This window comes from Arthrobacter sp. NPDC080073 (genome assembly GCF_040686575.1).
GTDB lineage: Bacteria > Actinomycetota > Actinomycetes > Actinomycetales > Micrococcaceae > Arthrobacter.
The window spans coordinates 23,241-50,180 of the sequence record NZ_JBFBKR010000027.1 but is presented as its reverse complement, the minus strand read 5'-3'; the positions used below and the strand labels follow the sequence as shown (position 1 = coordinate 50,180).

General features: G+C 64.5%; 19 protein-coding genes and 1 pseudogene. 9 read left to right on the top strand and 11 right to left on the bottom strand.

Annotated elements, in window-relative coordinates:
• Positions 1–281, bottom strand: a pseudogene (locus tag AB0O52_RS21195) (ABC transporter permease); the annotation flags it as partial.
• A gap of 71 nt (positions 282–352) precedes the next feature.
• Complete coding sequence (locus tag AB0O52_RS21190) at positions 353–1,348, bottom strand: substrate-binding domain-containing protein (protein WP_364541966.1); 996 nt, start codon at positions 1,346–1,348, stop codon at positions 353–355.
• 238 nt (positions 1,349–1,586) lie between these two features.
• On the opposite strand from AB0O52_RS21190, the gene AB0O52_RS21185 reads away from it, so the two are divergent.
• Positions 1,587–2,447, top strand: a complete 861-nt coding sequence (locus AB0O52_RS21185; protein WP_364541963.1) for a sugar phosphate isomerase/epimerase family protein — start codon at positions 1,587–1,589, stop codon at positions 2,445–2,447.
• 180 nt (positions 2,448–2,627) lie between these two features.
• Positions 2,628–3,713, top strand: coding sequence for an FUSC family protein (locus tag AB0O52_RS21180; protein ID WP_364541960.1), 1,086 nt, complete (start codon positions 2,628–2,630; stop codon positions 3,711–3,713).
• On the opposite strand, the gene AB0O52_RS21175 is transcribed toward AB0O52_RS21180, so the two are convergent.
• Positions 3,670–4,455: an SDR family NAD(P)-dependent oxidoreductase gene (locus AB0O52_RS21175; protein WP_364541957.1), complete on the bottom strand. Its 786-nt coding sequence runs from the start codon at positions 4,453–4,455 to the stop codon at positions 3,670–3,672. The two genes, AB0O52_RS21180 and AB0O52_RS21175, sit on opposite strands and share 44 nt — an antisense overlap.
• Positions 4,456–4,608: 153 nt before the next feature.
• Between AB0O52_RS21175 and AB0O52_RS21170 the strand changes: the two genes are divergently transcribed.
• Positions 4,609–4,974 (top strand): hypothetical protein, encoded by a 366-nt coding sequence (locus AB0O52_RS21170; RefSeq protein WP_364541955.1) that lies wholly within the window; start codon positions 4,609–4,611, stop codon positions 4,972–4,974.
• A gap of 16 nt (positions 4,975–4,990) precedes the next feature.
• Here the strand turns inward: AB0O52_RS21170 and AB0O52_RS21165 are convergent, their stop codons facing one another.
• Positions 4,991–5,446 carry a hypothetical protein gene (locus AB0O52_RS21165; protein WP_364541952.1) on the bottom strand — a complete coding sequence of 152 codons (456 nt, stop codon included), beginning with the start codon at positions 5,444–5,446 and terminating at the stop codon, positions 4,991–4,993.
• A gap of 49 nt (positions 5,447–5,495) precedes the next feature.
• Positions 5,496–7,283: a hypothetical protein gene (locus AB0O52_RS21160; protein ID WP_364541949.1), complete on the bottom strand. Its 1,788-nt coding sequence runs from the start codon at positions 7,281–7,283 to the stop codon at positions 5,496–5,498.
• Between the two features lie 149 nt (positions 7,284–7,432).
• Between AB0O52_RS21160 and AB0O52_RS21155 the strand changes: the two genes are divergently transcribed.
• A complete protein-coding gene (locus AB0O52_RS21155) occupies positions 7,433–8,455 on the top strand; it encodes a LacI family DNA-binding transcriptional regulator (RefSeq protein ID WP_364541946.1) in 1,023 nt (340 codons plus the stop codon).
• 4 nt (positions 8,456–8,459) lie between these two features.
• Here the strand turns inward: AB0O52_RS21155 and AB0O52_RS21150 are convergent, their stop codons facing one another.
• Entirely contained in the window at positions 8,460–9,746 is a 1,287-nt protein-coding gene (locus AB0O52_RS21150) for a glycosyl hydrolase (protein WP_364541943.1), read from the bottom strand.
• Positions 9,747–9,909: 163 nt separating this feature from the next.
• On the opposite strand from AB0O52_RS21150, the gene AB0O52_RS21145 reads away from it, so the two are divergent.
• From AB0O52_RS21145 to AB0O52_RS21125, 5 genes are all read left to right on the top strand, one after another.
• On the top strand, positions 9,910–11,187 hold the full coding sequence (locus AB0O52_RS21145) for an extracellular solute-binding protein (protein ID WP_364541941.1): 1,278 nt from the start codon (positions 9,910–9,912) through the stop codon (positions 11,185–11,187).
• A gap of 29 nt (positions 11,188–11,216) precedes the next feature.
• Positions 11,217–12,164: a sugar ABC transporter permease gene (locus AB0O52_RS21140; RefSeq protein ID WP_364541939.1), complete on the top strand. Its 948-nt coding sequence runs from the start codon at positions 11,217–11,219 to the stop codon at positions 12,162–12,164.
• A complete protein-coding gene (locus AB0O52_RS21135; protein WP_364541937.1) occupies positions 12,161–13,066 on the top strand; it encodes a carbohydrate ABC transporter permease in 906 nt (301 codons plus the stop codon). Before AB0O52_RS21140 ends, AB0O52_RS21135 begins: the two co-directional genes overlap by 4 nt.
• A complete protein-coding gene (locus AB0O52_RS21130) occupies positions 13,063–14,334 on the top strand; it encodes a family 20 glycosylhydrolase (protein WP_364541934.1) in 1,272 nt (423 codons plus the stop codon). The genes AB0O52_RS21135 and AB0O52_RS21130 overlap by 4 nt, the downstream gene beginning before the upstream one ends.
• A 76-nt stretch (positions 14,335–14,410) precedes the next feature.
• A complete protein-coding gene (locus AB0O52_RS21125; protein ID WP_364541931.1) occupies positions 14,411–17,401 on the top strand; it encodes a glycoside hydrolase family 38 C-terminal domain-containing protein in 2,991 nt (996 codons plus the stop codon).
• Positions 17,402–17,714: 313 nt separating this feature from the next.
• On the opposite strand, the gene AB0O52_RS21120 is transcribed toward AB0O52_RS21125, so the two are convergent.
• From AB0O52_RS21120 to AB0O52_RS21100, 5 genes are all read right to left on the bottom strand, one after another.
• A complete protein-coding gene (locus AB0O52_RS21120; protein ID WP_364541928.1) occupies positions 17,715–17,924 on the bottom strand; it encodes a DUF1508 domain-containing protein in 210 nt (69 codons plus the stop codon).
• A gap of 64 nt (positions 17,925–17,988) precedes the next feature.
• Entirely contained in the window at positions 17,989–18,804 is an 816-nt protein-coding gene (locus AB0O52_RS21115) for a class C sortase (protein ID WP_364541925.1), read from the bottom strand.
• A 238-nt stretch (positions 18,805–19,042) separates the two neighbouring features.
• Positions 19,043–20,515 carry a SpaH/EbpB family LPXTG-anchored major pilin gene (locus tag AB0O52_RS21110; RefSeq protein ID WP_364541922.1) on the bottom strand — a complete coding sequence of 491 codons (1,473 nt, stop codon included), beginning with the start codon at positions 20,513–20,515 and terminating at the stop codon, positions 19,043–19,045.
• A gap of 43 nt (positions 20,516–20,558) precedes the next feature.
• Positions 20,559–24,092 carry a SpaA isopeptide-forming pilin-related protein gene (locus AB0O52_RS21105; RefSeq protein ID WP_364541919.1) on the bottom strand — a complete coding sequence of 1,178 codons (3,534 nt, stop codon included), beginning with the start codon at positions 24,090–24,092 and terminating at the stop codon, positions 20,559–20,561.
• Positions 24,093–24,321: 229 nt separating this feature from the next.
• Positions 24,322–26,925: a SpaH/EbpB family LPXTG-anchored major pilin gene (locus AB0O52_RS21100; protein WP_364541916.1), complete on the bottom strand. Its 2,604-nt coding sequence runs from the start codon at positions 26,923–26,925 to the stop codon at positions 24,322–24,324.
• Positions 26,926–26,940 lie beyond the last annotated feature (15 nt).

The following is a 26,940-nucleotide window of genomic DNA, read 5'->3' as shown; positions in this document are numbered from 1 at the left end:
GAAATCACGGCCACACCCGTGGAGAGGTCGAACTCGCCACCGATCATCAACAACGACACCCCCACCGCCATGATCCCGATCGTCGAGGAACCATACAGGATCGTCGCCAAAGCATTCGGCTGGGTGAACGTCCCGGACACCGAAGCGAAGAAAATGAAGAGGACAACGGCCCCCACCAGGGCACCGACCTCGGGACGGGCCATCAACTTGCTCAACGGGCTCCGCTTCGCGACCCGCTCATCCGCGGCAGTTTTGGGCGCCGGGGCAGTAACTAAAGCCATGGAACACACTTCCTTCTCTGTCAGCTCGCGCGGCAAGGAAGTCATGCCGCGCGAGCTGAACCATCATCGGATTAGCGGATGCCCTGCTGAACGAACTTCAGCACATCGGAAATATTGGACTTGTCCACGATCGTCGGGCCCGTCAGGACAGGCTGCCCGCCACCGACCTTGAAACCACCAAGTTTGTTCTGCCAGATCGAGTCAATGGACAGGTAGCCCTGGAGCCACGGCTGCTGGTCCACAGTGAACAGAACCTTGCCATCGTTGATCGCCTGTGCCAGCGCAGGGTTCAGGTCGAAGCTGGCCACCTTGATCGGGCTGTTGGCATCTGTCACGGCCTTGATAACGGTCAAGGTGATAGGGGCGCCGAGCCCGATGATCACGTCAGCATCCTTGCTGGCCTGCAGCTTCGCCGTCGCAGTGGACTGCACCGCCGTCATGTCGGCCCCGTTGACATAAAGGATCTCGGTGCCGGGCACCTTCGTCTTCACACCCGCGCACCGCTGCTCGAGTTGCACCTGTCCCTGTGACTGGATCACGCAGATCGGGTGCTTGTAGCCCTGCGACGCCAGCTTGGCGCCGACCGCTTCGCCAGCCAGGGTCTCGTTGGAGCCGAAGTGGGTGAACGCCCCCATCTGCGCGGAGACGTCCCCGCCGGCGTTGAAGCTCACCACCGGGATGCCGGCGTCAGTGGCCTTCTTCAGCACATCCTTCATGGCGCCCGGGTTGGCGATCGTGACCGCGATGCCATCGACCTTCTGGTCGATGGCCTGCTGCACCAGCTGGGACTGGCGCCCCGCATCAGCATCACTCGTGTAAAGAACCTCGACATTGTCTTTCGCTGCCGCGGCCTCCGCACCCTTGCGCACGATGTCCCAGAACGTATCGCCAGCCTCGGCGTGAGTGATGAGCGCAACCTTGATCCGCGGAGTGCTTGCCGCCTGCCCCCCACCCGCGGCGTTGGCGGTGTCGGCCGGCTTCCCGCCGCCGGTTGAGCATCCTGCCAGGGCCAGAAGCGGTACTACGGCAAGGGCTACTGCGCCCCGCCGCCAATTGAACTTTGCCACGTGAGATCTCCTTTGATGTCGCGTATTTCGACCGTCGACCCCGTTGCTGTGCCTTCGAAGACATGGTGGGAGGACGGAACCATCTAGCTGTGAACGGGTGTGATCCACATCGCTTTATGGAACGCTCCAACGCTAAATCAAGGCTTGACCAATTGTCAATGGAGCGTTCCAATTGAATAGTCGACGGGTGTTCCCACCCACCTGCCTTAACTAGCCGCGCACCGTCGCGAGGAGAACGATGACGTACTCAAGCACCCCCGAACTAATCGCGACCTGCTGGACGAGCGCAGGAAATATCGCGCCGTTGAATACGCCCGAGATCAGTCCTGTCCCTATCGGCGAGCGTTTGGAAGCCATCGCCTCAACCGGATGGGCAGGGTTCGGATTGGCGTACGACGATCTCGTCGCTGCAAGGGACACCATCGGTTTCTCCGGGCTCAAGAATCTCATTGACCAAGCAGGCTTCCGCCACGTCGAAGTCGAGTTACTCACAAACTGGTGGGACGATTCCCTGTCCCATGAATGGGGGCCGCAGTTCGAGCTCCTCCTTGACGCCGCCGAAATACTGGGGGCGCGCTTCATCAAGATTGGAACGGCGTTCGGCGAGCCCTTGGATGACCTTGATTTCCTAGTGGAGCCACTACGACGCCTGGCAACCGAGGCCTCCAAAAGAGGGACGCGCATCGCCCTTGAGCCCATGCCGTTCTCGATGGTCGGTTCGATGCCGGCGGCCGCCGAGCTCATGCGATCAGTTGACATGCCAGACTGCGGTTTAGTGGTTGACTACTGGCATGTTTTCCGCGCTGGAACGAGCTTGGAGGATCTGTCCCGCAGCGTCACCGCCGAGCAGATTTTCGGGGTGGAACTCAATGACGCGGACGCGGAAATCAAGGGGACGCTCTTCGAGGACACCCGGGACAATCGCCGTCTTTGTGGAGAAGGAGACCAGGACGTCACCGGGTTCATCAACACCCTCCAGGCCATCGGTTTCAAAGGGCCGTGGGGCGTTGAGATCCTCTCCGAACAACACCGCAAACGTCCCGTTCGCGAAGCGCTGGAATCCGCCCGTTCGACGGCGCTGCGATGCTTCCCGGCGTGACCCCCCTCCCGCCAACCCAACTGACTCGCATTTGTTGTCGTTATGGGGCCTCATAACGACAACAAATGCGAGCTAGTTGGGTGGGGACGCACAAAGCAACGTTGTGACCCAGCTAATGGCGCGGATCCTGGGGTGCTGATAGCTTCCCAATGATCGGCTGAATTGGTTGGTGGTGTCCCGTTGCGATCAATCTTGGCCCATTTCCGTGCGCTTAGTACCGTTCCACCGGCAAGCAACGATCATCTGGCTGCCGTCCGCGTCGCGCTGAGCGTCGCAGCGCCGGCGCTAGTGCTTCTCGCAGTTGGCCGGGCGGACCTCATCATCTACGCAGTCTTCGGCGCCCTGACCGGCATGTACGGCCGTGCCGAGTCACACCAACTGCGGCTCAAGCACCAAGCGCAAGCTGCCGCGGTGCTCCTGGCTGGTGTCTCGGTGGGCACGTTCTTGTCCGTCTCGCACATCCATTCTTGGGGACTGGTCGTAGTCGAGGCGCTGCTGGCGGGCGTGGGCTCGCTGTTCTCGGACAAGGTGCGGCTCAAGCCCAACGGACCGTTCTTCGGAATCCTGGCCCTGGGGGCATGCGCTTCCGTTCCCGCGACCATCCCCTTCAATGCCGCGGTCCTGATCTGCGCGGCGTCGGCAGCGTTCTCGATGGTGGTGGGTTTTGCCGGGTGGCTTCGGTACCGGGTGTGGAAACGCGGCGCCATCCGGGACATTCCGGCGTCCTCGGCGCGGCTGCGCCAAGCAGCCGCCCTTCACGCGGCCCGGTATGTGCTCGCCGTCGGCGCGGCAGGTGCTTGCGGAGTACTCACGGGCAGCGGGCACCCGCACTGGGCCATGGCGGCCGCCGCTGTTCCGCTGGCCGGAGCCGATATGCCCAGCCGGTTACACCGCGGCATCCACCGCATCGTGGGGACGTTCCTCGGATTGGGGATTGTCGCCGTCGTACTCTTTCCAGGACCGCTTTCCCCACTGCTCTATTTCCCCGGGCAAACCACCATCATCCTTGCCCTGCTGGTGATCGGCTTCCAGTTCCCCACTGAGCTGTTCATGAGCAGGCACTACGGCTGGGCGATGGTGTTCTTCACCCCGGTCATCCTGCTGATGACCCAACTGGCTGCGCCCTCCGATCCAGGCGTGCTGGTCCTTGAACGCGGGGTGGAGACGTTCGTAGGGGCCTTGATCGGGATTGCGGTGGCGGTGCTGCTCCAGGCGCCCCGGCTTACTTTACTTGCTTCGCGGCGAGGCGGGGCGGACCTGACGTAAGCTTCGCCGGCAGGAAACGCATGACGGCGGTGATCGCTTTGTAACGCTTCGTCGGGATGGATACCCCTTTACCCTTGGCGTTGTCTTCCAATCCTTCCCGGACGACGCGCTCGGCCTTCAGCCACAAGAAGCGCGGAGCCACCGACTTGTCCATGCCCATGCGATCGTGGAATTCCGTGTGGGTGAACCCCGGGCACACCGCGGTGACCTTCACTCCGCTGCCCGCATACGCAGTGTTCGCCCAACGGCTGAAGCTGACTTGCCACGCCTTGGCTGCCGAATAGCTGCCCCGGTTCGCGAAGGCCGCAACGCTGGCGACGTTGATGATCCGGCCTGATTTGCGTGCCAACATGACCTCCAAGGCCGCGTGGCACAGCTCCATCGGCGTCTGGACATGCAGCCGCAAATGCCGCTTTTCGTCTTCCACATCGTTCTTCTCGAAAGAATTCAGCAAACCGATTCCGGCATTGTTGACCAGCACGTCCACCGGCCGCGAAGCGTCCCGCAGCCTGGCCGCGACAGCCGAAACCCCGACGTCGGAGGTCAAGTCTGCGGGCAGGACCTCCACCGAAATACTGAAGTCCCGCTCGAGCACTTCAGCGCTCGCCCGCAGTCGACTTTCGTCGCGGGCCACAAGGACGAGGTGGTGGCCCGATTCGGCCAGCTGGCGGGCGAATTGGGCACCGAGCCCGGCAGTAGCGCCGGTGACCAAGGCGGTGAGTTCGTTGGCACGAGTTGTCATGCGCCCAGACTAGCCCCGTCGGGCCCCGCGTGGCGGGTGCCATGTCGACGGCGGTACTCGTGCGTTCCCGCTGGACGCGGTAGAGTGCCTCAAACGTGCGCCGGAAAAGCCGCCAAGGGCGAGGCAACGGCCGCCAAACCGGGGGAACGGACCATGGACGAGGCTCAAGCCAGGATTGAATTCCACGAAATCGACGAGCACGGGAATGCGCTGGAGCATCACCTAGGCGCCGTTGAGGAACCTCAGCGCAGAGCTGCGGTGAACCCTTTCATTATCGGGTTGTGGGTGCTGGAGCTGGCACTCGCCATAGCCATCATGGTGATCATCAATGAGGCTATGACCCCGTTCACCCCCAGCCCGGAAAATACCATGCCAATCGCTTACATCCTGAGCACCATGACCCCACAGCTTCTCCAGACCGCCGCCATCATCCTGGCGACACTTCTGTTCTGGCACGCCTGGCAGTGGCAGAAAAGGAAGGGCAAAAGTAGGCACCCGCCCCGCGATGGAGGCGAGTGACTACCCATTGAGCGGGCTATGTAGGAAAGCAAATGGGCGTGATCGCGTCGTATTCGTCCCAAAGTTTCGCCCCGGAAGCAGTCACTGCCTGGACAGCCATGGCACTGATGAGCTCCCCTGCATGGCGCTGGTCGCTTTCGGTGACGACATACGTGAAGACCAACTCGGTTTCCCCTCCGGCCGACATCGGACCCAAGGTCAAGACGGACGGACCTGTCGCGTACTTCAGATCCTCCATGCCCGCGTTGGTGAAGGATCGCAGTACAAGAGTGACATCGGTGAGGTCTTCGCCGGAATCGTTGATGATCCAGGCCGAATAGACCAAGGTGTCGCGAGGAGCTGCACTGGCCTTGTCGGCGTAGTGAACCAGGCGCACTCCGGTGCCGTGAAGCAGGCACGTCGAGCAGGTTCCCGGAACAGTCGCATCCGATGGATGCCACTGTTCCGGCGGACTATTCGGGATCTGCGACACCAAAGCCTCCGTCGGAAAAGGGCGTTCAGCAATAGGAATTCCCTGCGTGTCAGCCGCGGCGAACCCTGCGGTGCCAGACAACCATCCCCCCGCCGATAGCGGCGAGGAGTGCCCCGACGCCCAGCCAGGAGAACGGATCGAACGCGCCCGTGAATGCGAGGGGAGACTTTGGCCCCGCGCCCGTAGTGATCCCGGCCCCGGTCGCCGTCGCGATCGGCGTGGCCGTCGGCGTCGGCATGGCGGTCCCGGTGGGCGTGACCGTCGGCGTCGGCGTGGCGGTCCCGGTCGGTGTCGGGGTGACCGTCGGTGTCGGGGTGACCGTCGGTGTCGGGGTGACCGTCGGTGTCGGGGTGACCGTCGGTATCGGCCCGGAACGCGCCACCGTGAGGGAAATGGCCGTGCAGCCCTCGCAGGCTACCAGGTCGGCGCGTGGCGCAAAGCCGGCGACCGCCACCGAGACCCGGCCCGGAACAGGCCCCTCGGCAGCCGCCGAGACCCGGCCCGGAACAGGCCCCTCGGCAGCCGCCGACATCGCGTCGGATTCAGGATCGGCAGCGCTGATGCGCGCCGAAACCGTCAGGGTCGCGCTCTTACCGGCGGGCAGATCCACAGTCCACCCCGCGGCGCCACTAAATTGCTGGATCGTACCGCTCGACGCCGTGAGACCTTCGATTGTCGCGTCGTCAACGAGGTCCCTGAGGTCCACAGCCACGATCGCGCCCTGCACGTCGACGGGCCCGGCGGTCGCCGATACCGTCCAGACGACCGCGTCGCCCGGACCCACCTCGCTCCCGTGCGCCGGAGTGGATGCTACCGCCAGCGACCAGGTGCTCTTAGGCACGACGCCCGCGGCTTTGTCCTGCACTGCGGACAGGTTCTTCATCCAAGAGAATGCGGTAGGCGTGATGGTGTCATCGCCCCAGGCCTTTCCGTCGCGGTCCACAGCGTATGCGAAGAACCCGCCCTTCGGGGAGCCACCCTCCGGCTGCCAGGTCGCGTACTGGTACGCAGTACTCCGCGGCGCGGTAGCGGGATCGTAGAGGCCTTCGGCGTCACCCCAACGCGTCCGATCCTGCTCCTCGGGGAAGGAGAAGCCGGGCAGGAACTGACAGGCAGCGATCTTATCGGCGAAGGTGTTCCAGGTCCCCTGCATCCCCCACGTGCCCCGGCCGTAGGCCTGCAGGAGCACAAAGGAGACGTTCTGGTGCACGGCCTTGAACAGCGGGGTGTTGCCGTCCTGGTTGGTGTCGTAGATGAAGATCTTGTCGGTGCCGGACTTCGGGCCGATCAGTTTGCCGAGGGCATTGAATACGCCGATCGCGCGAGTGAGCTCGTCGCCCTGTGGATAGGACTCGACGTCAATGTCGATCCCGTCAAGGCCATACTTCGTGACGAAGGTGTCGACGAGCTCCTTCGCGTAGGCGCGGTACGCGTCCTCGGTCAGGGGGATGTCGGCTTTGGCGAGGCGCTCTAGCCACAGGGTGTAGACCACCTTCGTGCCCTGCGCATGCAGTGCCGGGACGTAGGTGTCGCGCAGTGCAGCCCAGTAGTCGGTGTTGGCCGTGGCGCCGGCGTCGAAGACCATGGCCACATCGATCTCCGGAGGGAGGTCACTCATGCGAGTGACGTTCGGGTGGGGCAAGTTCGAGTTGGCGTTGTGTGGCACCGTGACGTCGCGCCAGGTCCGGTAGTACGCCATCGTGAGCGGTTCGGCCTTGCAATGCGCGGTGTTCCCCACCGATGACTTGGGTGTCTCAGCGGCTACCGCAGGCTGCGGGCCGAAGGCGGCGAGTCCGGCGAGTAGTAACCCTGCGCCGAATGCTGTTGTTCGTCTCATTGCTCTCTCTTCTTGAGGGGGCATCTTCGAAAATCGGCGTGAAGGCGCCCGACAGTGTGCAACTATAGCGATTTAGTAAAACGGTAGCAGGTGGCAGCTGCCACGCACAGAAAAAGTTTGAGATGACCCTGTATCGCTACAGTTGAAGGATGAACAAAGCGAAGCGTGTGACCATCACGGACATCGCCCGGCTGGCCGGGGTGTCGCCGGGGGCGGTGTCCTTCGCGCTGAACGGACGGCCGGGCGTCAGTGCGCAGACGCGACAGCGGATCCTCGACATCGCCGAGGAGAGCCAATGGCTTCCGAACTCGGCGGCCCGGGCGCTCGTCGGCTCGCACGCCGGGGTCATCGGATTCGCCGTCAACCGCTCGGCAGGGACCCTCGGTGCCGAGGCGTTCTTCACGGACCTCATCGCCGGCGTCCAGTCGGCCCTTTCGGGGAAACGCATCGCGATGCAGATGGTGCTCGTCTCCTCGGTCGAGGAGGAAGTGGCGACCTACCGCCGCTGGCACAGCGCCAAGCAGGTCGATGGGGTCATTGTCATCGATCCTCGTGACGACGACCCGCGCCTCCCCGTCCTGCGCGATCTCGCCCTCCCCGCGGTGGTTCTCGGCAGCCACGCGTCCCCCGAGGGCCACCCGGCGACGATTTGGCTAGACGACAGGCAGGTGGCGCACTCTCTTTTCGACTATCTCGGCGCCCTCGGTCATCGCTCGATCGCCTACGTCGCAGGTCCTGCGGAGTTCCAACACACGCGCCTGCGCACCGAGGTGCTCGCCGGCCTCGGTGAACGCGGGGTGCGCGGAGAGGTGATCGCCACCGACTTCTCGCCAGCCGCGGCATCCGCGGCCATGCGCAGCCTCCTGAGCCGGCTGGAGCGGCCAACGGCCGTGGTCTTCGACAACGACGTGATGGCGATCGCCGGCCTTCGCGTCGCGCAGGAGATGGGGGTGCCCGTCCCGAAGGATCTCTCCGTCGCCTCGTTCGACGACTCGGTCGTCGCAGGGCTCGTGCACCCTTCGATCACCTGCATCACCCGCGACACGTTCGGGCTCGGGGCGGAAGCGGCAAAATTCCTGCTTGAGCAGATCGATGCCCCAGAGGTACTGGCGGACCGCGTCGGCGCCATGCCGCAGCTCACCGTGCGCGAGAGTACCGCCGTCCCGCGCTAAGGTCTCAGACCACGGTGTTCCGGGAGGCGTAGGCGATCCGGCTGGCCGTGGGGCGGATGAGCTCGGTGATGCCGCGCGCGGCGAGAACCTCGGGCTTCGCGGCATCGATCGACGTGACGATGGCCGGGTCAGCACCTGTTGTGCAGGCGTCCACCCAGGCTTGGAAGATCGCGCCGCCCGGACTCATCGCGCCGCGGCTGATCGGCGTCGAGTTCCCGTTGACTTCGACGACGATGCCGAGGGTGCGCGCAGGGGTGGGCTGCCGCTCGCGAAGCTCCGGAATGAGTTCGGCGAAGCGGCGTCCGATCGGCTTCGCCGCGCCGTTCTGGTCGACGAGACCGAGCGTGTACTCCAACTCGGGGAAGTCCGCGAGGCTGCGGCTTACGTCGTGCGAGCACCACCAGGTGACGCCCCAGAGGTTCTCGGTACGTGCGACGGAGCGCAGCGTCGCCTCCAAGAAGCCCGGGGTCTGCGCAGGAGTCAGGCAGTTCGACGGGGCGCCGATCTCTTGCAGCCAGATCGCTCGGGTGGGGTCGGTAGTGAACCCACGGGCGAGTTCGATCATGTACTCGGCGTGGCGGTCGGATGCCACGGAGCGGCCGCCGTAGCGCTGCGCCGTGCCGTTGAAGATCCATGAGTGCACGGTGGTCATATCGCCGAGGCGGGAGGCGAGCGCGGGCGTGAAGCCGTGTCCGTCCATGTACCAAGCGGCGTCGTACTCGCTGTGCACATGCTGCTGCGCAGGAGCAGAGGTGCGTGCGGCATCCAGGAGCGTCGTGATCCAGTTCGCGGCCTCAGCCTCGGTGACCGGCCAGGGGGATGGGTGGGTCGAGGTCGAGAACTGGTTGGTTTCGTTGCCGAGGGTGAAGCCCAGGAAGTTGGCTGCGTCGCCGAGCCGTTCGCCGAGGCGGGTGACCAGATCGACCTGTCCGCTCAGTGCATCGGGGTGCGTGAACATGTTCTTGTCGTGCCAGGTGGACAGCCAGGAAGGGATGAAGTCGAAGCTCGACAGGTGCCCCTGAATGACGTCCACGCTGACATCCAGTCCGAATTCCGCCGCCGTGTCAACTACGGCGCGGACGTCGTCGACGGCCTTCTCGCGGATCAGCGTTCGGTTTGGCTGGAGCAACGTCCACAGCGGGAAGATCCGCACATGGTCGAGGCCGATCGCTGCTAGCGAGGCGAAATCCCTGCGCACCTCGTCGAGATCCAGCGACATCCACGCGTGCATCCACTCGGACGACGGGGTGTAGTTGGCGCCGAAGCGCAGCGGGGCGACGGGGCGGGTCATCGCGGTCCTTTCCGGGAAATCAGTGTCTGGCCGGTGTCGTCCGGCACTGGACGGTTCGGCGCTCGGTGTGGCAAGCTATCGCCACTATACCGTTTTAGTAGTAGGTTGCGACTGCGACCCATCCCGAGACGTAGCAGCCTGGACCCTTCGAAGGAGACTGTCCATGAAGATCCGAACGACTGGCGCCGCAGGCATCGCGGTGGCCACAGCACTCGCCCTCACCGCTTGTACGGGCGGCACCTCCTCGCCTGGCGCTTCCGCCAGCGAGGGAAAGATCACCGGAAGCATTTCTTTCCAGACCTGGTCGCTGAAGAACGACAAATTCACCCCCTACTTCGAGGCCGTCGTCAAAGCGTTCGAGAAGGAGCACCCGGGAGTCACGGTCAACTGGATCGACCAGCCCGGCGACGGCTATGAGGACAAGGTCCTGCAGCAAGCCGGGTCCGGTGAACTCCCGGACGTCATCAACCTTCCGCCGGAGTACGCATACTCGCTCGCTTCCGCCGGACAGCTCGTCGACCTGAAGAAGGACTCGAAGGTCCTCGGCGACTACGTCGACGGCGGCGTCGGCGCCTACAAGTTCGACGGCCTCGACGGTTCGTTCGGCTTCCCCTGGTACCTGGGCACCGAGTTGAACTACTGGAACAAGGACCTTCTCGCCAAGGGTGGCGTGGCCAAAGCGCCGGCGACCTTCGAGGACACCCTCGACGCGGCCGCGAAACTCGCCGCATCCGGTGTGGCGACCATGTCCTCCGTCCCCAGCCCCAAGATGCTGCAGATCGTCGGCGCCACCGACGCCATCTACAAGGACGGCAAATTCGTCTTCAACACGCCGAAGGCCGCGGCGGTCATCGACCGCTACGCCAAGCTCTACAAGGCGGGCGCCATCACGGCGCAGGCGCTGCAGGTCGCCGGCACCGCGGGCTCGAACGTCAACATCTTCAACACCGGCGGCGTGGTGTGGACGACCGCCGGACCGAACTACATCGACAAGGACGTCGCGGTCAACGCCCCGAACCTCCTGCCCAACGTGGACGTCACCAACGGGTTCGGCAACCCGCCGCTGTTCGTGCAAGGCATCAGCGTCTCGAAGAAATCGAAGAACTCCGCCACCGCGCTGGCTTTCGCGGAGTTCGTCACGAACACCTCGAACCAGATCGCATTCGTCAAGCTCGCTGCAGGCTTCTTCCCCGGCACCAAGGCGGCCAACGCGGACCCCGCCGCGTTCGCCGGAACGCCGGTCAACGAACTGCAGAAGGTGGCCACCTCACTTGCGGCCAAGCAGATGGGCAACGCGAAGATGACCGGCGCACCGCAGTACACCGAGGCCATGGAGACCTACGCGAAGCAACAAATCGCCTTGGCGGTCACCGGTGAGATCTCGGGCAAGGAAGCGCTGGACAAAGCCGTGCAGTACGCGCAGCAAAACGTCGCCAAATGACCTCGCACCGGGCGGAGGGAGGATAGGCAGTGCAGAGACAGAGGTGGTTCACGCCGTACCTGCTGGTGCTGCCGGCGGTGATCTGGGTGTTCGTGTTCGCGCTTTGGCCATTCCTGAACACTGTGGTCCTGGCCTTCACGGATGCTCGTCCCCTCCGCCCGGCACGCTTCGTGGGGCTGGAGAACTTCGGGAAGCTCTTCGAGGACGAGAGGTTCGGCTATGCGCTGTCCACGTCTCTCCTCTACGTGGTCGTCTGCGTACCGCTGCTGACCTTCCTGCCACTGCTGCTCGCCTTGCTGGTGCACAACAAGATCCCTGCGATCGGTTTCTTCCGCACGACGTTCTACTTCCCGGTGATCGCCTCGGCCGTCGTCGTCGCGATCGTGTGGGAGTTCCTCTTCTCCGGGAGCGGTACGGTCAATTCCGCTCTCCAGTTCTTCGGCCTCGTGGACCGGCCAATCGAGTTCCTCTCCGACCGCTTGCTGCTCATCGGCTGCGCGGTCGGGCTCACGGTCTGGAAGGGACTGGGCTACTACATGGTTGTATACCTTGCCGCCCTCGGGAACGTCGGACGCGAGTTGCACGAAGCCGCGGCGACGGACGGGGCCGGGTGGTGGCGGCGGTTCTGGTCGGTGACCGTCCCTGGAGTACGCGGACCCATGATGCTCGTATCGGTGCTGGTGTGCGTGGGCGCGATGCGCGTCTTCACCGAGCTTTACGTGCTCTCGAACGGTTCGGGCGGACCCGGCGGGCGCGCGATGAGCATGGTGATGCTGATCCAGTCGATGGGCAAGGGGCTGAACGGGCAGATCGGCTACGCCTCCGCGATCTCCCTCGTTCTCTTCCTCCTCACCCTCGTGCCGCTCGCCGTCGTCGGCGTCCTCAACAACAGCGACACCATCAAAGAGGCGCTGGCGAGCAGGCGCGTCACGAAGGCGGCCAAGGTCGCACGCGCCGCAGAGGAACCAGCGAGATGAGCGCCGCGCAGGGACAGGCCACAACGGCGCCTCGCCGGGAGAAGGCGTATCGGACGCGAGGCTCGGCAGACATCATGAAACCGTCCCTACCCGGGCTGATCGGCAAGTACGCCCTGCTGATCGTGATCCTCGGGATCATGGTGTTCCCCTTCCTCTGGCAAATGTCGACATCCTTCAGGGGCGCCACCGAGAACATCTACGATTTTCCGCCGTCGCTGATCCCGGCAGCACCCACCATCGACAACTACGCCAACGTGTTTCGCGCCATCCCCGTGCTCGACTACGCCTGGCACTCGCTGCTCGTCGGCGTCGGCACGGTCATCACCAACGTGGTCTTCGCCACGATGGGGGGCTACGCGCTGGGCACCATAAAGTTCCGCGGCAAGTGGATCGTGCTCGCGATCATCTTCTCGACGCTTCTGCTTCCCGCTGAGGTCACCCTGACCAGCCAGTACCTCACGGTCAAGTCATTGGGACTGGCGAACACGCTCTGGGGTGTGTTCCTGCCCGGTGCCATCGCGGCGATCAACGTGCTGCTGATGACCGCGGTCTGCCGGATGATCCCGCCGGACACGCTGGATGCCGCGACGATCGACGGTGCCAACACGATGCAACGCCTGCGCCACATCGTGTGGCCCAACGTCCGCGGCATGGTCTCGGTCGTCGCGCTCTTCGCCTTCATCGGCGCCTGGGACGACTTCCTCTGGCCGCTCGTCGTTCTCTCGGACCCGGCGAACTATACCCTGACGGTCGGCATGCAGTACCTCAGCTCCAACTTCGCCTCGAACCCGCGTGTGATCGCGGCGGGAACGATGATCGCGCTGGTCCCGATCATCGTTCTGTTCGCCGTGCTGCAGAAGCAGTTCTTCCGCGGCGTCGAGGAAGGCGGCGTCAAAGGATGATCGATGCAACCGATGCTGGAGTAGGCGAGCCCCGCTGGCTCGCCCTTCCGCAGCCGACGACGGCCATGTTGACGGGGGGCGAATGGCGCCCCGCCGCAGTCCGGGTCGTCGCCGAAGCGCCGGAGTTTGCCGGCGAGGCCGTCCGGCTCGAGCGCGAGCTGAGGGCCCTCGGGATCGCGAGCGGCGAGGAGGCGACCGTCCGCCTGCGCAGGGGCGGCGCCGACGGCGAGGCGTTCAGCGTTGCTGTCAATGACGACGTTGAGGTGGTCGCGGGCGCTCCGGTCGGGGTGTTCCGCGCCTGCCGTCAGAACGAGGGGTTCCGGCTCGAGTCGGCGTCCTTCCCGGAGATCGTCTCCGCCGACCGCGTCACCAGGGATCAGGCCCGCCGCATCGTGGAGGTCGCGGCAGATCTGCACCTGGATCTTGTGCCGTCGCTCGACATGCCGGGGCACCTCAGGCACGTCCTGACGGTGCACCCGGAGTTCCGGCTCCCCTCCGGCGCGCCGGGTACGGATCACGCGCTGGACATCACCCGCGACGAGGCCGAGAGGTTCGCGCAGGCGCTGATCGATGACATGGCACCGGTCTTCTCCCGGAGCACATGCTGGAACCTCGGCGGCGACGAGTTCGTCGACTTCTCGAGGATCGAGGACTACCGCACGCTCAGCGGCGCCGCCCTGGAACGGTACGGCGAGGAGGGGACGGGCTTCGATCTCCTCACGGACTTCATCAACCGGACGGCGACGCACCTGCGTTCGCGAGGTTTCGCGGCACGGGTCTGGAACGACGGGATGCTGCGCAGTCGCGTCATCGATCTCGACCGCGACATCGTGCTCACCTGGTGGACAAACTGGGACGTGCAGATACGGCCCCTGGCTCAGGCCGTCACCGCGGGCTACGGCCTGGTGAACTTCAACGACTCGCTCTTCTACTATGTGCTCGGCGAGAAGGCCGGATACAGCTATCCGACGAGCGAACGGGTCTGGGAAGCGGGCTGGCACCCCGGCCTGTTCCCGCCGCTGCCCGGCGGCGCCAGGCAGGAGATCGCGGCCCCCTATCCCGCGCAGCTGAGGGGCGTCTCCTTCTCGGTCTGGTCGGATGCCGCAGAGGCGCAGACCCCCGGTGAGGTCTTCGACGGCATCCGCCGTCCTCTGCGTGCGACGGCGGAGCGCGCCTGGAACGGCGGGAGCCGGCTCATGCACACCGAGTTCTGCGACATCGATGCGCGCATCGGCGTGATGAATGACGCGACGGGCTTCAGCCGCTGACGCTACCTCATTGCGTCCTTCCCCGCACTCCCTAGAACGTTTTAGTACTGCCCCCCCCGAGCCCGGAGAACAGCCCATGCATGACGACACTTCGCTCACCATCGGTCGCGTCAAGCGCGTCCTCGAGGAGCGCATCCGACCGGCGGTCCACTCGGCATCCGTGCCTCTGGCTGTCGGGATCCACGAGCTCGACGGCGAGCCGATCAGCCCCGCTGACGGGCTCGCGCTCGACTACGCTCCGTGGTGCGTCGGAGCGCCATGGGGTCCCGCCTGGGGGACCGCCTGGTTCCGGCTCACCGGGCGCGTGCCGGCCGAATGGGCAGGGCGCACGGTCGAAGCCGTGGTCGATCTCGGGTTCGATATCAACATGGCAGGCTTCCAATGCGAGGCGCTCGTCTATCGTGCCGACGGCACTCCGGTGAAGAGCATCAACCCCCGTAACCAGTGGATCCCGGTCACAAAGGCGGCCGACGGCGACGAGGCCGTCGAACTTTACCTCGAAGCGGCATCCAACCCCGTGCTGCTCGACTACCATCCATTCCTCCCGACGCAGGAGGGTGACATCCTCACTTCGTCTGCGGAGCCGCTCTACCGCACGCGCCGGATGGATCTCGTTGTCTTCGAGCAGGAGGTCTTCGAGCTCTCGCTCGACCTCGACGTACTGTTCGAACTGCAGGCCGAGCTTCCACCCACCTCGCCGCGGCGCATGCGCATTCTGCAGGCCATGGATGATGCGCTCGATGTGCTCGATCTCCAGCGCATCGCCGCGACCGCTGCGGACGCCCGCGCGAAGCTCGCCGTCGTCCTGGCGGCTCCCGCCGAGGCGAGCGCCCATCATATCTCGGCCATCGGCCATGCGCACATCGACTCCGCGTGGCTGTGGCCGGTGCGCGAGACGATCCGCAAGGTCGCCCGTACCTCGTCCTCGATGGTGGCGCTGCTGGAAGAGCAGCCGGAGTTCCAGTTCGGCATGTCCAGCGCGCAGCAGTACGCCTGGCTCAAGGAGCACCGCCCCGAGGTGTTCGAACGGGTGAAGGCCGCTGTGGCCGACGGTCGATTCCTGCCGCTCGGCGGCATGTGGGTCGAGTCCGATACGGTGATGCCGACAGGTGAGTCTTTGGTGCGGCAGTTCTCGCACGGTCAGCGGTTCTTCGAGCGGGAGTTCGGCATCCGCTCGAAGGGTGTCTGGTTGCCCGACAGCTTCGGCTACTCGTCGGCACTGCCGCAGCTCATGCGCCGCGCCGGCTTCGAATGGTTCTTCACGCAGAAGATTTCCTGGAACCAGCAGAATGTTTTCCCGCACCACACGTTCCTGTGGGAGGGCATCGACGGTTCGCAGGTGTTCACGCACTTCCCGTCAATGGACACGTACAACTCGCAGCTGAGCGGCATGGAGGTCGCCAAGGCGGCGCGTCAGTTCAAAGAGAACCGGGTCAGTTCCCGGTCGATCGCGCCCGTGGGCTGGGGTGATGGCGGCGGTGGTACCACACGCGAGATGACGGGCCGCGCCCGACGCTTGCAGAACCTCGAGGGCAGCGCCCAGGTCGCCTGGGAACACCCCGACGTCTTCTTCGACGCCGCCAAGGCCGAGCTGCCATACCCGGCTGTCTGGGTCGGCGAGTTGTACCTCGAGCTGCACCGTGGCACTCTCACCAGCCAGCACGGTACCAAGTCGCGCCACCGCCGTGCCGAGCACGCACTCATCGAGGCCGAACTGTGGGCGGCGACGGATGCCGTCCGAACGGGGACCGCGTACCCGCAGGCCGAATTCGACGGGCTGTGGCAGCAGGTGCTGCTGCACGAGTTCCACGACATCCTTCCCGGCACCTCCATCGCCTGGGTGCACCGCGAGGCGGTCGCCGTCCTCGACGACGTGATTGCCCGGGCGCAAGCAATCTCGAATGCCGCCCGCCGCTCGCTCGCAGGCGACGGAGACCTTGAGCTTGTATTCTCGCCGGCGTCGGTTTCCGGCCCGCTGCCGCTCGGCGCCACCTTGGCCGCGGCCTCCGATGACCGGGTCACCCTCGACGACTCGGGCGAGGGTATCGTGCTCGAGAACGGCCTTGTGCGCGTGCGCATCTCCAACGAGGGCCTCGTCGTCTCCGCGGTCGAACTCCGTACCGGGCGGGAGGCCGTTGCCGATGGTCGCGCGGCGAACCTGCTGCAGCTGCATCAGGACTTCCCGAACATGTGGGATGCCTGGGACATCGATCGTTACTACCGCAACAGCGCCACCGAGCTGCGCGATGTCACCGGCATCTGTTCGCGGCTCACCAGGACGGGCGCCGAAGTCGTCATCGAACGCGCATTCTCCAAGTCGACCATCACTCAGACGATCACCCTGGCGCCGGGTTCGCGGATGCTGCAGATCGTCAACGACATTGACTGGAACGAGACCGAGAAGCTGCTGAAGCTCACGTTCCCGCTCGATGTGCAGGCGACACACTCCGAGGCCGAGACCCAGTTCGGCTATCAGTCACGCGTTACGCACACGAACACGAGCTGGGAAGCGGCAAAGTTCGAGACGTCGATGCACCGCTTCGTCCTGGTGCGCGAGGCCGACTTCGGCGTCGCCCTAGTGAACGACTCAATCTACGGCTATGACACTTCGCGTGAGGTGGCGGACGATTCCGTGACAACGACCGTTCGGCTCTCGCTGCTCCGCGCACCGCGTTTCCCCGACCCCGACGCCGACCACGGACGGCACGTCATCACCATCGGTATGGTGATCGGCGCCGGTCCTGCCGAGGCCACCCGCGCGGGCATCGAACTGAACGCCCCAGCGACCGTGGTCCGCGGCAGTCACGACGTCGCGCCGCTGGTTTCGGTCCGGGGCGAAGGGATCATTGTTTCCGGCGTGAAGCTCGCCGACGACGGCTCGGGCGACCTTATTGTGCGCGTCTACGAGTCGCTCGGCCGTCGCACGAACGGCGAGCTGTTGGTTGATTTCCCGCACCGCGAGGTGCGTGAGGTGAGCCTCATCGAGGACGCCTTGGGCGATGCGCGCCTCGGTGGCGCGCTCCGACTGCGGCCGTTCGAGGTCCGAACCCTGCGCGTGGTGCGCTGAGTGGCGTGCGGCTGGGGGTCTCAGATCCAGCCGCACGCCGTGCAGGGATCCTTGGATCCTTGCACGTGCCCTTGGCCGTGGGTCGCATGGGGGCACACGACCGCATGTGGGCACGGCCTGACGCGCGATCCACCAGGAACGGACGCCTCGTAGGGCCCCCAACAGGTCCGCGAGGAGCCTCGTTCCTTCGTATGCCAGGCACTATCTATGTGTCGCTGGTGGGTGAATCGTGTCGCGGACTTCGCGGGATATTTACCGAAATTCGTCGACGCCGATATTCGTCTTGCGGCTGGCCCGATACCCGGGCCGCGATTTAGTCGGCGGGGCGGTTATCCGGCACCGAACCAGTGAGATCAGTGATGCGCCCATGGGCCGCGGCTTCGCGCACTGACCAGATGGCTGCGATTGCCGCGTCCTCGTCCTCAAAGGCCTTGGAGGTGAGCAGCACGTCGCCGTTTCCGGTGACGAGTTGGAACCGCAGGCATCCATCCGCGTCAACATAGAGATTGAAATGTGAGGCCATAGTGGTGCTTCCTTGCATGAGAGGTAGGTGTGCCTCAGGCCCTTGCGTGCCCGAAGCGTTTGGATCATCGGCTTCGTCGACGGTTCCAAGTAACGGAAGCCAGGTAGAAGGCCAGCAAGCCGCCGATGAAGTAGAGAACCCAGAACGGGAATCCGACGTTGGTCTGGCGTCCTGCCAGGGTTTTCTGTTCCGGGGCGCCTTTGGGGATGTCTGCGATCCGGGAGGCATGGACCAGGAGCCGGTGTGAGTTCACCCCGATGGGGGTGCACGTCACCAAGGTGATGGAGTCCTCGCCCGCGGTGATTTTCAGTGAGGAAATGTCATCAGGTTTGACCACTTCGATCCTGTTCACTTTGTAGAGGAACGTGTGGTCCATGACTTCGGTGGAGAAGATGTCACCCGTTTTCGCGCTGTGGAGGGGATTGAAGAGTTCCGCATGCGGGATCCCCGAGTGCGATGTCAGGACGCTGTGCGTGCCGGGGCCGCCTACGGGAAGGGAGGAGCCGTAGAGGTGGCCCACGCCTTTGGCTAGAACGTCGTCGCTGGTTCCATGGAAGATCGGCAGATCGATGTTCAGGGACGGGTAGCGGAATCTTCCGATCACGTCGTCGTTGGCTACGTTCAACTGGCTCTGATAATCCCGCAGCTGCCCTTCCAATGCCGGCAGTTGGGCGGAGTACGGGTCTCCAAGCTGTCCGCCGGGGATCCGGGAGTTGTATTCGCGTGCCCGGTCCAGCACTTTCCTCCGCGCCGAGGGTTCAAGCTGTTCGACTTCCTGCGCATAGCCGGAAAGTTGTCTGCTGTGGGATATCGAGCTGAACCAGTCAGCTGCCTGGGGGTACAGGACCAGGCCCAGGCCGATTGCGGCGATGACCATCATCGTGACAAGTCTGCGGTCAGCAAGACCCGATCGGATGCGCTTGCTTCCCACCGCCGGTCTCCGGGCGCGATGGCGCCGAGGAGGGCCTTCCGGTGCCGGTTCGGAACCCTCCATGAATTCTTCGAGGGTTTGGGTCATTGAGGCCTCTTGCTTCGATGGACGGGCGCGGTATGGGGCATCCACCGTAGTGGTGGATGCCCCATACCCTGCATCAAGGGATGCGGGTGACCGAGGGTGTTTACTTTGCCTCGTTGCGCTTCCGTCGGCCGGTGACCACGAACAGGCCTGCGCCTGCCAGCACGAGCACGCCGCCCGCAGTCAGGGCCCAGGTTCCTACGCCACCGGTAAGCGGCAGCTGGAATCCGGCGTTCGCCAGGACGTTGTCGATCGTCACGGTCACAGCGGAGGGGTTGTTGCTGGTGACCGTGGTTTCGACCGGCTGGGCGAGAAGCCCGTACCCGGGCGGGGCCTTGGTCTCGACCAGCCAGTACGATTGGTAGCCGGGCTGGCCCGGGTTCACTGTTGCCCCGCTGGCCCAATTGGAGTAACGCAGACCTGAGATCACCAGGTTGCCGCTGGCATCGGTGGTCCAGGAACTGACCCCTCCGACGTTGATCGCGTTGGTGCCGGCCAAGGCGTCGGCCCGGCTCGGGTAGACCGAGAACACGGCGCCGGCCAGGGCTGCCGAACTCTGGGAATCCTTCTTGTGCAGCACGATGTTGCCCCACTTGGTCACAGCCACCGGGGGTGTGACGACCGGGCCGTTGGGCTGGCCCGGGGTGATGCTGAAGCTGGCCGCGTTCGGGTAGACCAGGGCCGTGTTCGTGATCTCACCGACCGTGTTCACGGTGGTGTTCACCGTGACCAGGACCTTGGCGGTGGGATTGGCAGCCAGAATCGCCCGGCCGCTTGCGGTGAAGTCCACCGTGAGGCTGTTCGTGGCCGTGTCGAACGCGATGGTGTAGTCCGTGTTCAGCGCCAGCGCGGAGTTGTTGGAGAGCGCCACGGTCGAGTTGGTGTAGCTCAACTTCGAATCGAGCTTGTCGACGATCCGGTACCCGTCGATCGGGTTGACGTTTGGGATGTCGGAAGTGATGGTCCACTGCACGTTGTCGCCGAGCTTGAGGACCGACGCATCGTTCACGGTCTTCGTGGCTGTCGTCACGGCGTTCTTGGGGTAGACGTTCACGTCATACATCCAGCTGTTCTGGTTGCCCGGATTCGTCATGGGAAGGGTCACCAGGAATGGCGCCGAGGGAGTGACACCGGCGGGGTACCCGGTCTCCGTCACCAAGTAGAGGCCTAAGGGAAGGTTCCCCAGGGCAGCTGTTCCGCTCATGTCAGTCGTGGTCGTCGTGCCGGGTTTGGCTGCTTGCACCGCGGCCTGGGCGGGTGTCAGGGCCGCTGCGGCGGTCCAGCCCGCGTTGGTCGTCAGGTCAATGTTGTTGACCTTCTGCACCGTGAACGTCACCCCTGCCATCGGGGTCAGTGCCGCCGTCTGGGCCGGCGTTAGTAACGTTCCGTCGTTGGGCAGATTGCTCGGCGCGGCCGGCTTCTCATACTTGTGGATGGTCAGCGAACCCGTCTTGGACGGATCGATGTTCGAGGTGTTCGCCGCGTGTGCACCTCCGGCTCCGAGGGCGAGCATCCCAGCTGAGGCAATTGCGGTCAAAGAGGCTATTAGGCCGCGCCTCACCTTCGATGATTTCATCGTGTTCCTTTCTTGTTCCCCCATTGATTTGCGCGGAGCTGCGCTACGGAGTCTGGTTTTGTGGGGTCTTGTTCGCTCGCCTGAAGATGATGAGGGCGAGGGAAGTCATGAGGGCGAGGATCCCGAGAACGGTTCCGCCGAAGATGCCGGCAGTGCCTGGCCCGCCGGCGGCTGGAAGCTTGACTGCCGCCACATCGAGGACCGTAATGGTCTGATTGTTTGCTGTTACGGAGGTTCCTGCGGTAACCGGGTCCAAGGCGATGCTGCCGTTCGCCGCAACGGTGAACTTCACGGGGGTCGCCAGGAGCGAGTAGCCGCTCGGGGCTTTGGTTTCGAGCAGCCAGTAGCTCCCAGGAAGCAGGTTCCTGACCTCGACCAGTCCGGGGGACCCGGGCACCGCGCTGTTCATTCCGACCACGGTCGGGCCCATTTGCCCGGCAGCGTCATTGTGGATCTCAAAGGTCGAGCCCGTCAGCGGGACGGTGGAACCTTGGGTCTGACCGGGTCCAGACTTTTGCACGAACAGGTGGCCCGTGGTGGGGTTCGTCGTGAAGCATGCAGGGTCAAGCGGCGCTGTGCCGCCGGTGACGCATCGTGCCGGAGGGATGACTCCGTTGCCGGTTGCCCCGTTCTTGAGGGCGACGAGCCACGCATTCGTATTGACCGTCACTGAGTAGGTCAACACGGCCGCGCCGTTCCCGGGGAGGGTGAACGAGGGAGTCGCCAACGTGCTGCCGGCACCCGGGTCTGCGACTGCGGCGGGTGTACCGCCATTGACGGTCAGCTTCGCCGAACCGGCCGTGAACGTGGCGTTGTTCAGTACCTGGCTCAGGTCATCACTGAGGATGACACCGGTGATGGGATTCACGGAGGAGTTGCTAGCGGTCACCGTGTAGGTGATCACCCTGTTTGCGATGGGGTCGCCCGGATTGATGCGGGTTCCCGAGGCCGGGAAGGCGGTCTTGCCCAGTGTCCACGAGCCCACGAGGTTGACAGAGCAGGTGATGCTGCCGTCCGCGCAGCTCGTTGGCGGAACAATGGTGGTTGAGGGTGCCAGGTAATTTTCGAGCGAGGCGTTGCCCAGGCTGCCGACGTTGTTGACCGTCACCTGATAGGTCACCACGCTCTTCGCGCCCGCGGCCACCGTCCCGGTGACGCCCAAGGTCTTTGTTGCTGCACCCGAGTTGTTCGTGACGACCAAGGGAGCCCCGCTCGTGGTGGTTGTGGTGATGGAATTGGCTACAAAGGTCGCGTCATCCAGGACGTTCCCGTGCCAGTCGGTGTAACTGACGGCGGCCGGGGCGGTACCGCCCGTATTGTCGAAAGTCAGCGAGTAGCTCAGAGTCTGTCCGGGCCGGACCATGGTTCCGGCCGCCGGATCCACGGTCTTTGAGGCCACCAGATTGGGTATGAGGGTGTCGCAGGCGAAGTTGTCCGTCGTAGGGCCTTGCTCCTGGCCAGACGGCAAGGAGACCGAGTTGAACAGGCCAGTGCCGGGGCCCGCGCAGGCCTCTGGCTGGTTGGTGTTCGTGTAGTGGAAGGTCACCGCGAGGTTGAACCTGTGCGTGACTCCCGGGGCGATGGCGACGCCCGGCTGGGCCAGCGCGTATGGACCGGCGGTCGGGGTCGAGCCGCCGGCAGGAGCCCCGGGCCCGGACGTTGTCCAGGCAGCACCCGTGATAGCCAGGTTCGGGGCGAACGCCGGCGTGTCGGCCAGGGCGCCGTAGGTGCCGACCGCCGAGCCGGTGTTGGAGACGGTGACAGTGTAGTTTGCGACAAAGTTGCCGCTCGTATCCGGACCGGTGACCGCACCTGCCTGCTTGGCTACGTTGATGATCGGCTGGGCGGTATTTGACAAGGCACACGTGATATTCGCTCCGGCCACCGGCGCGATCGCCAGCGATCCGGCGAAGGTTGCGCCGTTCGGCAACCCGGACTGCAGGCCGAACGAATCCGTACACGTGATGGTGCCGGCATAGTTCGCTAGGTTCGCCGTTCCGGCGGCCGCTTCGGTCAGGGTGTACGTCGTTCCGGCCGTGGCCACGTAGGCGCCGGTGGTACCGGTTCCCGGAGATACCGAGGATCCCGTTCCTGTCGTGGTCGAGTTCGCGGGGTTGTTGACCACCGTGCCTGTCGCCCCGCCGGTGCGGATCTGCACCGTGAACTGGTCCGTTGCCGCACCGCGCGGTGCTCCGAGCGCCTTGGTCAGGGTGATCCGCGGCGCCCGGACGGTCAGGGTGGCGTTTGCGGGCGGGTTGAGGTTGGTGACGATGTTGGCCGGGCCGTTTACATACGTCCCCTCCGCCGCGGCGGTCACGTTGAACGTGATGGTGCAGGATGACTGTCCCGCGGCAAGATCACCGCCCGTCGCAGTGAAAACATTCGAACCGGCGATTCCCGTTCTGACGAAAGCCGCACCCCCCTGCTGGACGCACGTGCCACCGATACCGGGGCTAGGGGCGATTACGACGCCGGCAGGCAGCGTATCCGTGATGCTCCAGTCGTTCTTCGCGTTCAGCTCGCTGGAGTTGGTCACGGTAAGCGTCACAGTGGAGTTCTGACCAGGTGCGATCAGCGCGGGCGAGAACGATTTGTCCAGCTGGGGGGTGACGTCGACAAGTTTGATGTTGCTGAACGCGCCGTCGTTGCCGATGGTAGTGCCGTTCGTGTTGTACATCTCCAGCCCGATGCTGGTGCCGGCAGCCTGGAATGCCTGGTCCGTGGTCATCGAAGCGAGGTTCACGGTCCTGGTTATGGTGCCGAAGCTCCCGCCGACATTGCTAGTCACCGTCTGCGTGTAGTTCTTCACGTTGGGATTGCTCATCGTGGAGCAGCCGTTGAGCGGAGTACCTAGGTTGCTGATGACCGAACCAGTGACGGGATCAACGGTGGCGAATTGGTAACCCGGGTCAGCGCTCGGCGTGCCGCAGTTTATGTATGCGGTGTTGACGCTGAAGGCGTAGTAGTGGCCGGGGGTCGTCGTGATTGGCTGGGCGGTCTTGAACATGACGCTACCGGTGGCAACATTCGGGCCGACCGGGAGGGTGTCACAGGTGGTGGTGGTTGACCAGGTGGTCTGGCACTCGGTGTAGGAGCTCACCACGTTGTAAGTCGACGGCGAAGCCGGGGTGAACTGTTGCCCCATTGCCAGGGCCAGCATTCGGAGGAACTGGTACCCGCGAACTCCGGAGGAGTCCGAGCATCGACCGTTGGCGCCGGAGTCCGAGGCACTGCTACCGGACAGTGCCCAAGCAGGCGTGGCCGAGTTGGAGTAGTTCAGAATGATGCCGTTGCAGCGGTTTCCATTGATCCATTTGGGTGATCCGGTGTACGTCTGGCCGGTTTGGCCTACATATGTTGTTGATCCTGCTGCCGAGTATGACTTCGCCCCGTTTGCGGTTGTATTCGGGAGATTGCTGAAGTCCTCGGCGTAAACCGGCGTACCCGCCTGAGGCACTCCCGGGGTTCCCGGCGTCGTCGCATATGCGGGAGAGGGCAGGGTGCCACCCAAGCCAAGTCCGACAATCGTTGCGCTGAGGAAAATTGCCAGTAGCTTGGCCGGAAGGGACTGCTTCATAGGCTTTCTTGCTTCACTTTCGGGAGCGGGCAGGCAGGTGGTCTCTAGTCACCAAGTGCGCGCTTCCGGCGGTTCGTGTCGCAGAAAACAAGTTCAATTTTTGACGTAAGCGGGGAGAAACGGCCACCCACTGGAATAGTGGGAGCAATTCGCGGATCGTGACGCGAAAGTTGGAAAGTATTTTCGGAGCGTGACATCGGCCGGATCAGGTTCCGGGCGCCGCTGCCGCCTATTTTGCTTCGACGGGCTTCCGGCGGCCGGTAACCATGAAAAGGCCTGCGCCTGCCAGCACGAGGATCCCGCCCGCAGGTAGGGCCCAGGTTCCTACGCCGGTGAGCGGCAGCTGGAACCCGGCGTTCTGCTGGACATTGCCTATCGTCACCGTCACTGCGGAGGGGTCATCGCTGGTGACCGTGGTCTCGACCGGCTGGGCGAGCAGCACGTACCCGGACGGGGCCCGGGTCTCCACCAGCCAGTATGACTGGTAACCAGGCTGGCCGGGGCCTACGGCCGTTCCGTTCGCCCTGTTGGAGTAACGCAGACCCGAGATCACCAGGTTGCCGCTGGCATCGGTGGTCCAGGAACTGGCACCTCCGACGTTGATCGCATTCGTACGGGCCAGCGCATCGGTCCGGCTCGGATACACCGAGAACACGGCGCCGGCCAGGGGCGCCGAACTCTGGGAATCCTTCTTGTGCAGCACGATGTTGCCCCACTTGGTAGTGCTCACCGGAGGAGTGACGACGGGACCGCCGGGCTGGCCCGGGGTGATGTTGAAGCTGGCCGCGTTCGGGTAGACAAGCGCCGTGTTCGTGATCTCACCGACCGTGTTCACGGTGGTGTCCACCGTGACGAGGACCTTCCCTGTGGGGTTGGCCGCCAGCACAGCCCGGCCGCTGGCGGTGAAGTCGACTGTGAGAGTGTTCGTGGCCGTGTCGAACACCGCCGTGTAATCCGTGTTCAACACCAGCGCCACGTTGTTCGACAGCGCCACCGTCGAGTTCGCGTAGCTCAGCTTCGGTTCGAGCTTGTCGACGATCCGGTACCCGTCGATCGGGTTGACGTTGGGGATGTCGGACGTGATGGTCCACTGCACGTTGTCGCCGAGTTTGACCACGGACGCATCATTCACGGACTTCGTCGCTGTAGTTACGGCGTTCTTGGGATAGACGTTCACGTCATAGATCCAGCCGTTCCCGCCCGCGGGGTCCGTCATGGGAAGGGTCACCAGGAACGGAGCCGAAGGTGTGATCCCGGCCGGGTAGCTGGTCTCCGTCACCAGGTACAGACCCAGGGGAAGACCCGACAAAGAAGCAGTGCCGGTCGCGCCGGTCATCGCCGTCGTGCCTGGAACGGCTGCCCGGGAAGCGGCCTGGGCCGGGGTCAACGCCGCAGCAGCAGCCCACCCCGCGTTCGTCGTCAGATCGATGTTGTTGATCTTCTGCACTGTGAACGTCACCCCGCTGATGGGCGTCAGTCCCTGCAACTGGGCGGCAGTCAGGGCCGTTCCGTCATTCGGCAGGCTCGTCGCGGTAGCCGGCTTTTGATACTTGTGGATGGTCAGCGATGCCGTCCGCGGAACGGGGTTCGTGACGCCGGTTCCGGAATCAACCACCCTGGCCGTCTCCTGCGGCACAGGAATCATTTCGGGCACGATTGGCGCAGGCACCGCAGGTTGCGGCACCGCCATGGCGGGCGGGTCCGACGTCGGCGCCGGGCTTGGCGGTGGTGCCGTCGGCGCACGTTCCGGCACGGACTGCGGGGCTGACGGCGCGCTGCTCGGAACTTGGGCTTCAGCGACGGGCGCCGGGCCAGTCTGTCCAAGCCACATGAGGATGCCTGCAATCGCGAGGCCTCCCAGGACCAGCGCGGCGACTGCCATCTTCCAGAATCCCCCCACGGACCGCAGTCCGGCGGCGGCCGGTTCGGCCCCTTCCGGAACGAATTTCTCGGGAAGGAACGGGCTCGAAAGAACCCCTGCGGGAAGAAGCGACTCCAGCAGTGCGGTTCCGGGGAGAAATCCGGCGGTCACTGCCGGCGTGAAGACCACCCCGACCACCAAGGGGAAGACAAGCGCCCTCATCCCTGCCTGGACATCGTTGAGTTCCACCAGCACGGCCGTGCACTTCGGACACTCCTCCAGGTGGGCCTTGACCTTTTCGCGCGACGCGCGCTTCAGGCCGTTGCGGGCGTACTTTCCGAGCTGGCTCGAAAATTCGGCGCATGAGTCGTCGCTGGCCGCTGCCACGTGGTTTTGCAAGTAGGCCTGCCGGAGCCCCTCACGCGCCCGGATCACGAGCGAGGAGACGCCGTTGGGGCTCAACCCAATGAACGGCGCGGCTGCGGCAGGTTTGAGGCCTTCGATGTCCACGTGCCAGAGGGCCGCCTGCCAGCGTTCCGGAAGCGATTTGAACGCCTTCGCCATGGTGCTGGACTCAAAGGCGTCCAGAACGGTGTCCGCGTCGACGGCAACGCTATCCAAGGCGTCGACGTCGCCCACGACCTGGGTACGCCTGGCCTTCCGGTTCCGGTCGTGGGCAATTCGCCGCACGGCAGTCAGAAGATAGGAGCGGAAGAACTGGTCCGGCCCTTTGCCCTCGGTGAGGGCTTGGAAAATCGAAGCAAACGCCTCGGACACCACGTCGTCGGCGTCGCTGGCATTGTCCGTCTGGGCGCGGGCAACAAACCTGGCCGCTGCCACATGTCGCCGGAACAGCACATCGAATGCGGAAGCGTCGCCGTCGCGCACCATTGCCAAGATTTGAGGGTCGCTGTGCCCGACGGCCATCGACGAGTCCCCGCCATTTGAACTGTCCTCTGAAACCTTCCCCATAACCACCCAGTGTGA

What these genes read in the sequence shown, in the direction of transcription:
- AB0O52_RS21185 (WP_364541963.1), top strand. Translation starts at nt 1,587, where the DNA reads ATGACGTACTCAAGCACCCCCGAACTAATCGCGACCTGCTGGACGAGC.
- AB0O52_RS21175 (WP_364541957.1), bottom strand. Translation starts at nt 4,455, where the DNA reads ATGACAACTCGTGCCAACGAACTCACCGCCTTGGTCACCGGCGCTACT.
- AB0O52_RS21170 (WP_364541955.1), top strand. Translation starts at nt 4,609, where the DNA reads ATGGACGAGGCTCAAGCCAGGATTGAATTCCACGAAATCGACGAGCAC.
- AB0O52_RS21160 (WP_364541949.1), bottom strand. Translation starts at nt 7,283, where the DNA reads ATGAGACGAACAACAGCATTCGGCGCAGGGTTACTACTCGCCGGACTC.
- AB0O52_RS21155 (WP_364541946.1), top strand. Translation starts at nt 7,433, where the DNA reads ATGAACAAAGCGAAGCGTGTGACCATCACGGACATCGCCCGGCTGGCC.
- AB0O52_RS21150 (WP_364541943.1), bottom strand. Translation starts at nt 9,746, where the DNA reads ATGACCCGCCCCGTCGCCCCGCTGCGCTTCGGCGCCAACTACACCCCG.
- AB0O52_RS21145 (WP_364541941.1), top strand. Translation starts at nt 9,910, where the DNA reads ATGAAGATCCGAACGACTGGCGCCGCAGGCATCGCGGTGGCCACAGCA.
- AB0O52_RS21135 (WP_364541937.1), top strand. Translation starts at nt 12,161, where the DNA reads ATGAGCGCCGCGCAGGGACAGGCCACAACGGCGCCTCGCCGGGAGAAG.
- AB0O52_RS21130 (WP_364541934.1), top strand. Translation starts at nt 13,063, where the DNA reads ATGATCGATGCAACCGATGCTGGAGTAGGCGAGCCCCGCTGGCTCGCC.
- AB0O52_RS21125 (WP_364541931.1), top strand. Translation starts at nt 14,411, where the DNA reads ATGCATGACGACACTTCGCTCACCATCGGTCGCGTCAAGCGCGTCCTC.
- AB0O52_RS21120 (WP_364541928.1), bottom strand. Translation starts at nt 17,924, where the DNA reads ATGGCCTCACATTTCAATCTCTATGTTGACGCGGATGGATGCCTGCGG.
- AB0O52_RS21115 (WP_364541925.1), bottom strand. Translation starts at nt 18,804, where the DNA reads ATGATGGTCATCGCCGCAATCGGCCTGGGCCTGGTCCTGTACCCCCAG.
- AB0O52_RS21110 (WP_364541922.1), bottom strand. Translation starts at nt 20,515, where the DNA reads ATGAAATCATCGAAGGTGAGGCGCGGCCTAATAGCCTCTTTGACCGCA.
- AB0O52_RS21105 (WP_364541919.1), bottom strand. Translation starts at nt 24,092, where the DNA reads ATGAAGCAGTCCCTTCCGGCCAAGCTACTGGCAATTTTCCTCAGCGCA.
- AB0O52_RS21100 (WP_364541916.1), bottom strand. Translation starts at nt 26,925, where the DNA reads ATGGGGAAGGTTTCAGAGGACAGTTCAAATGGCGGGGACTCGTCGATG.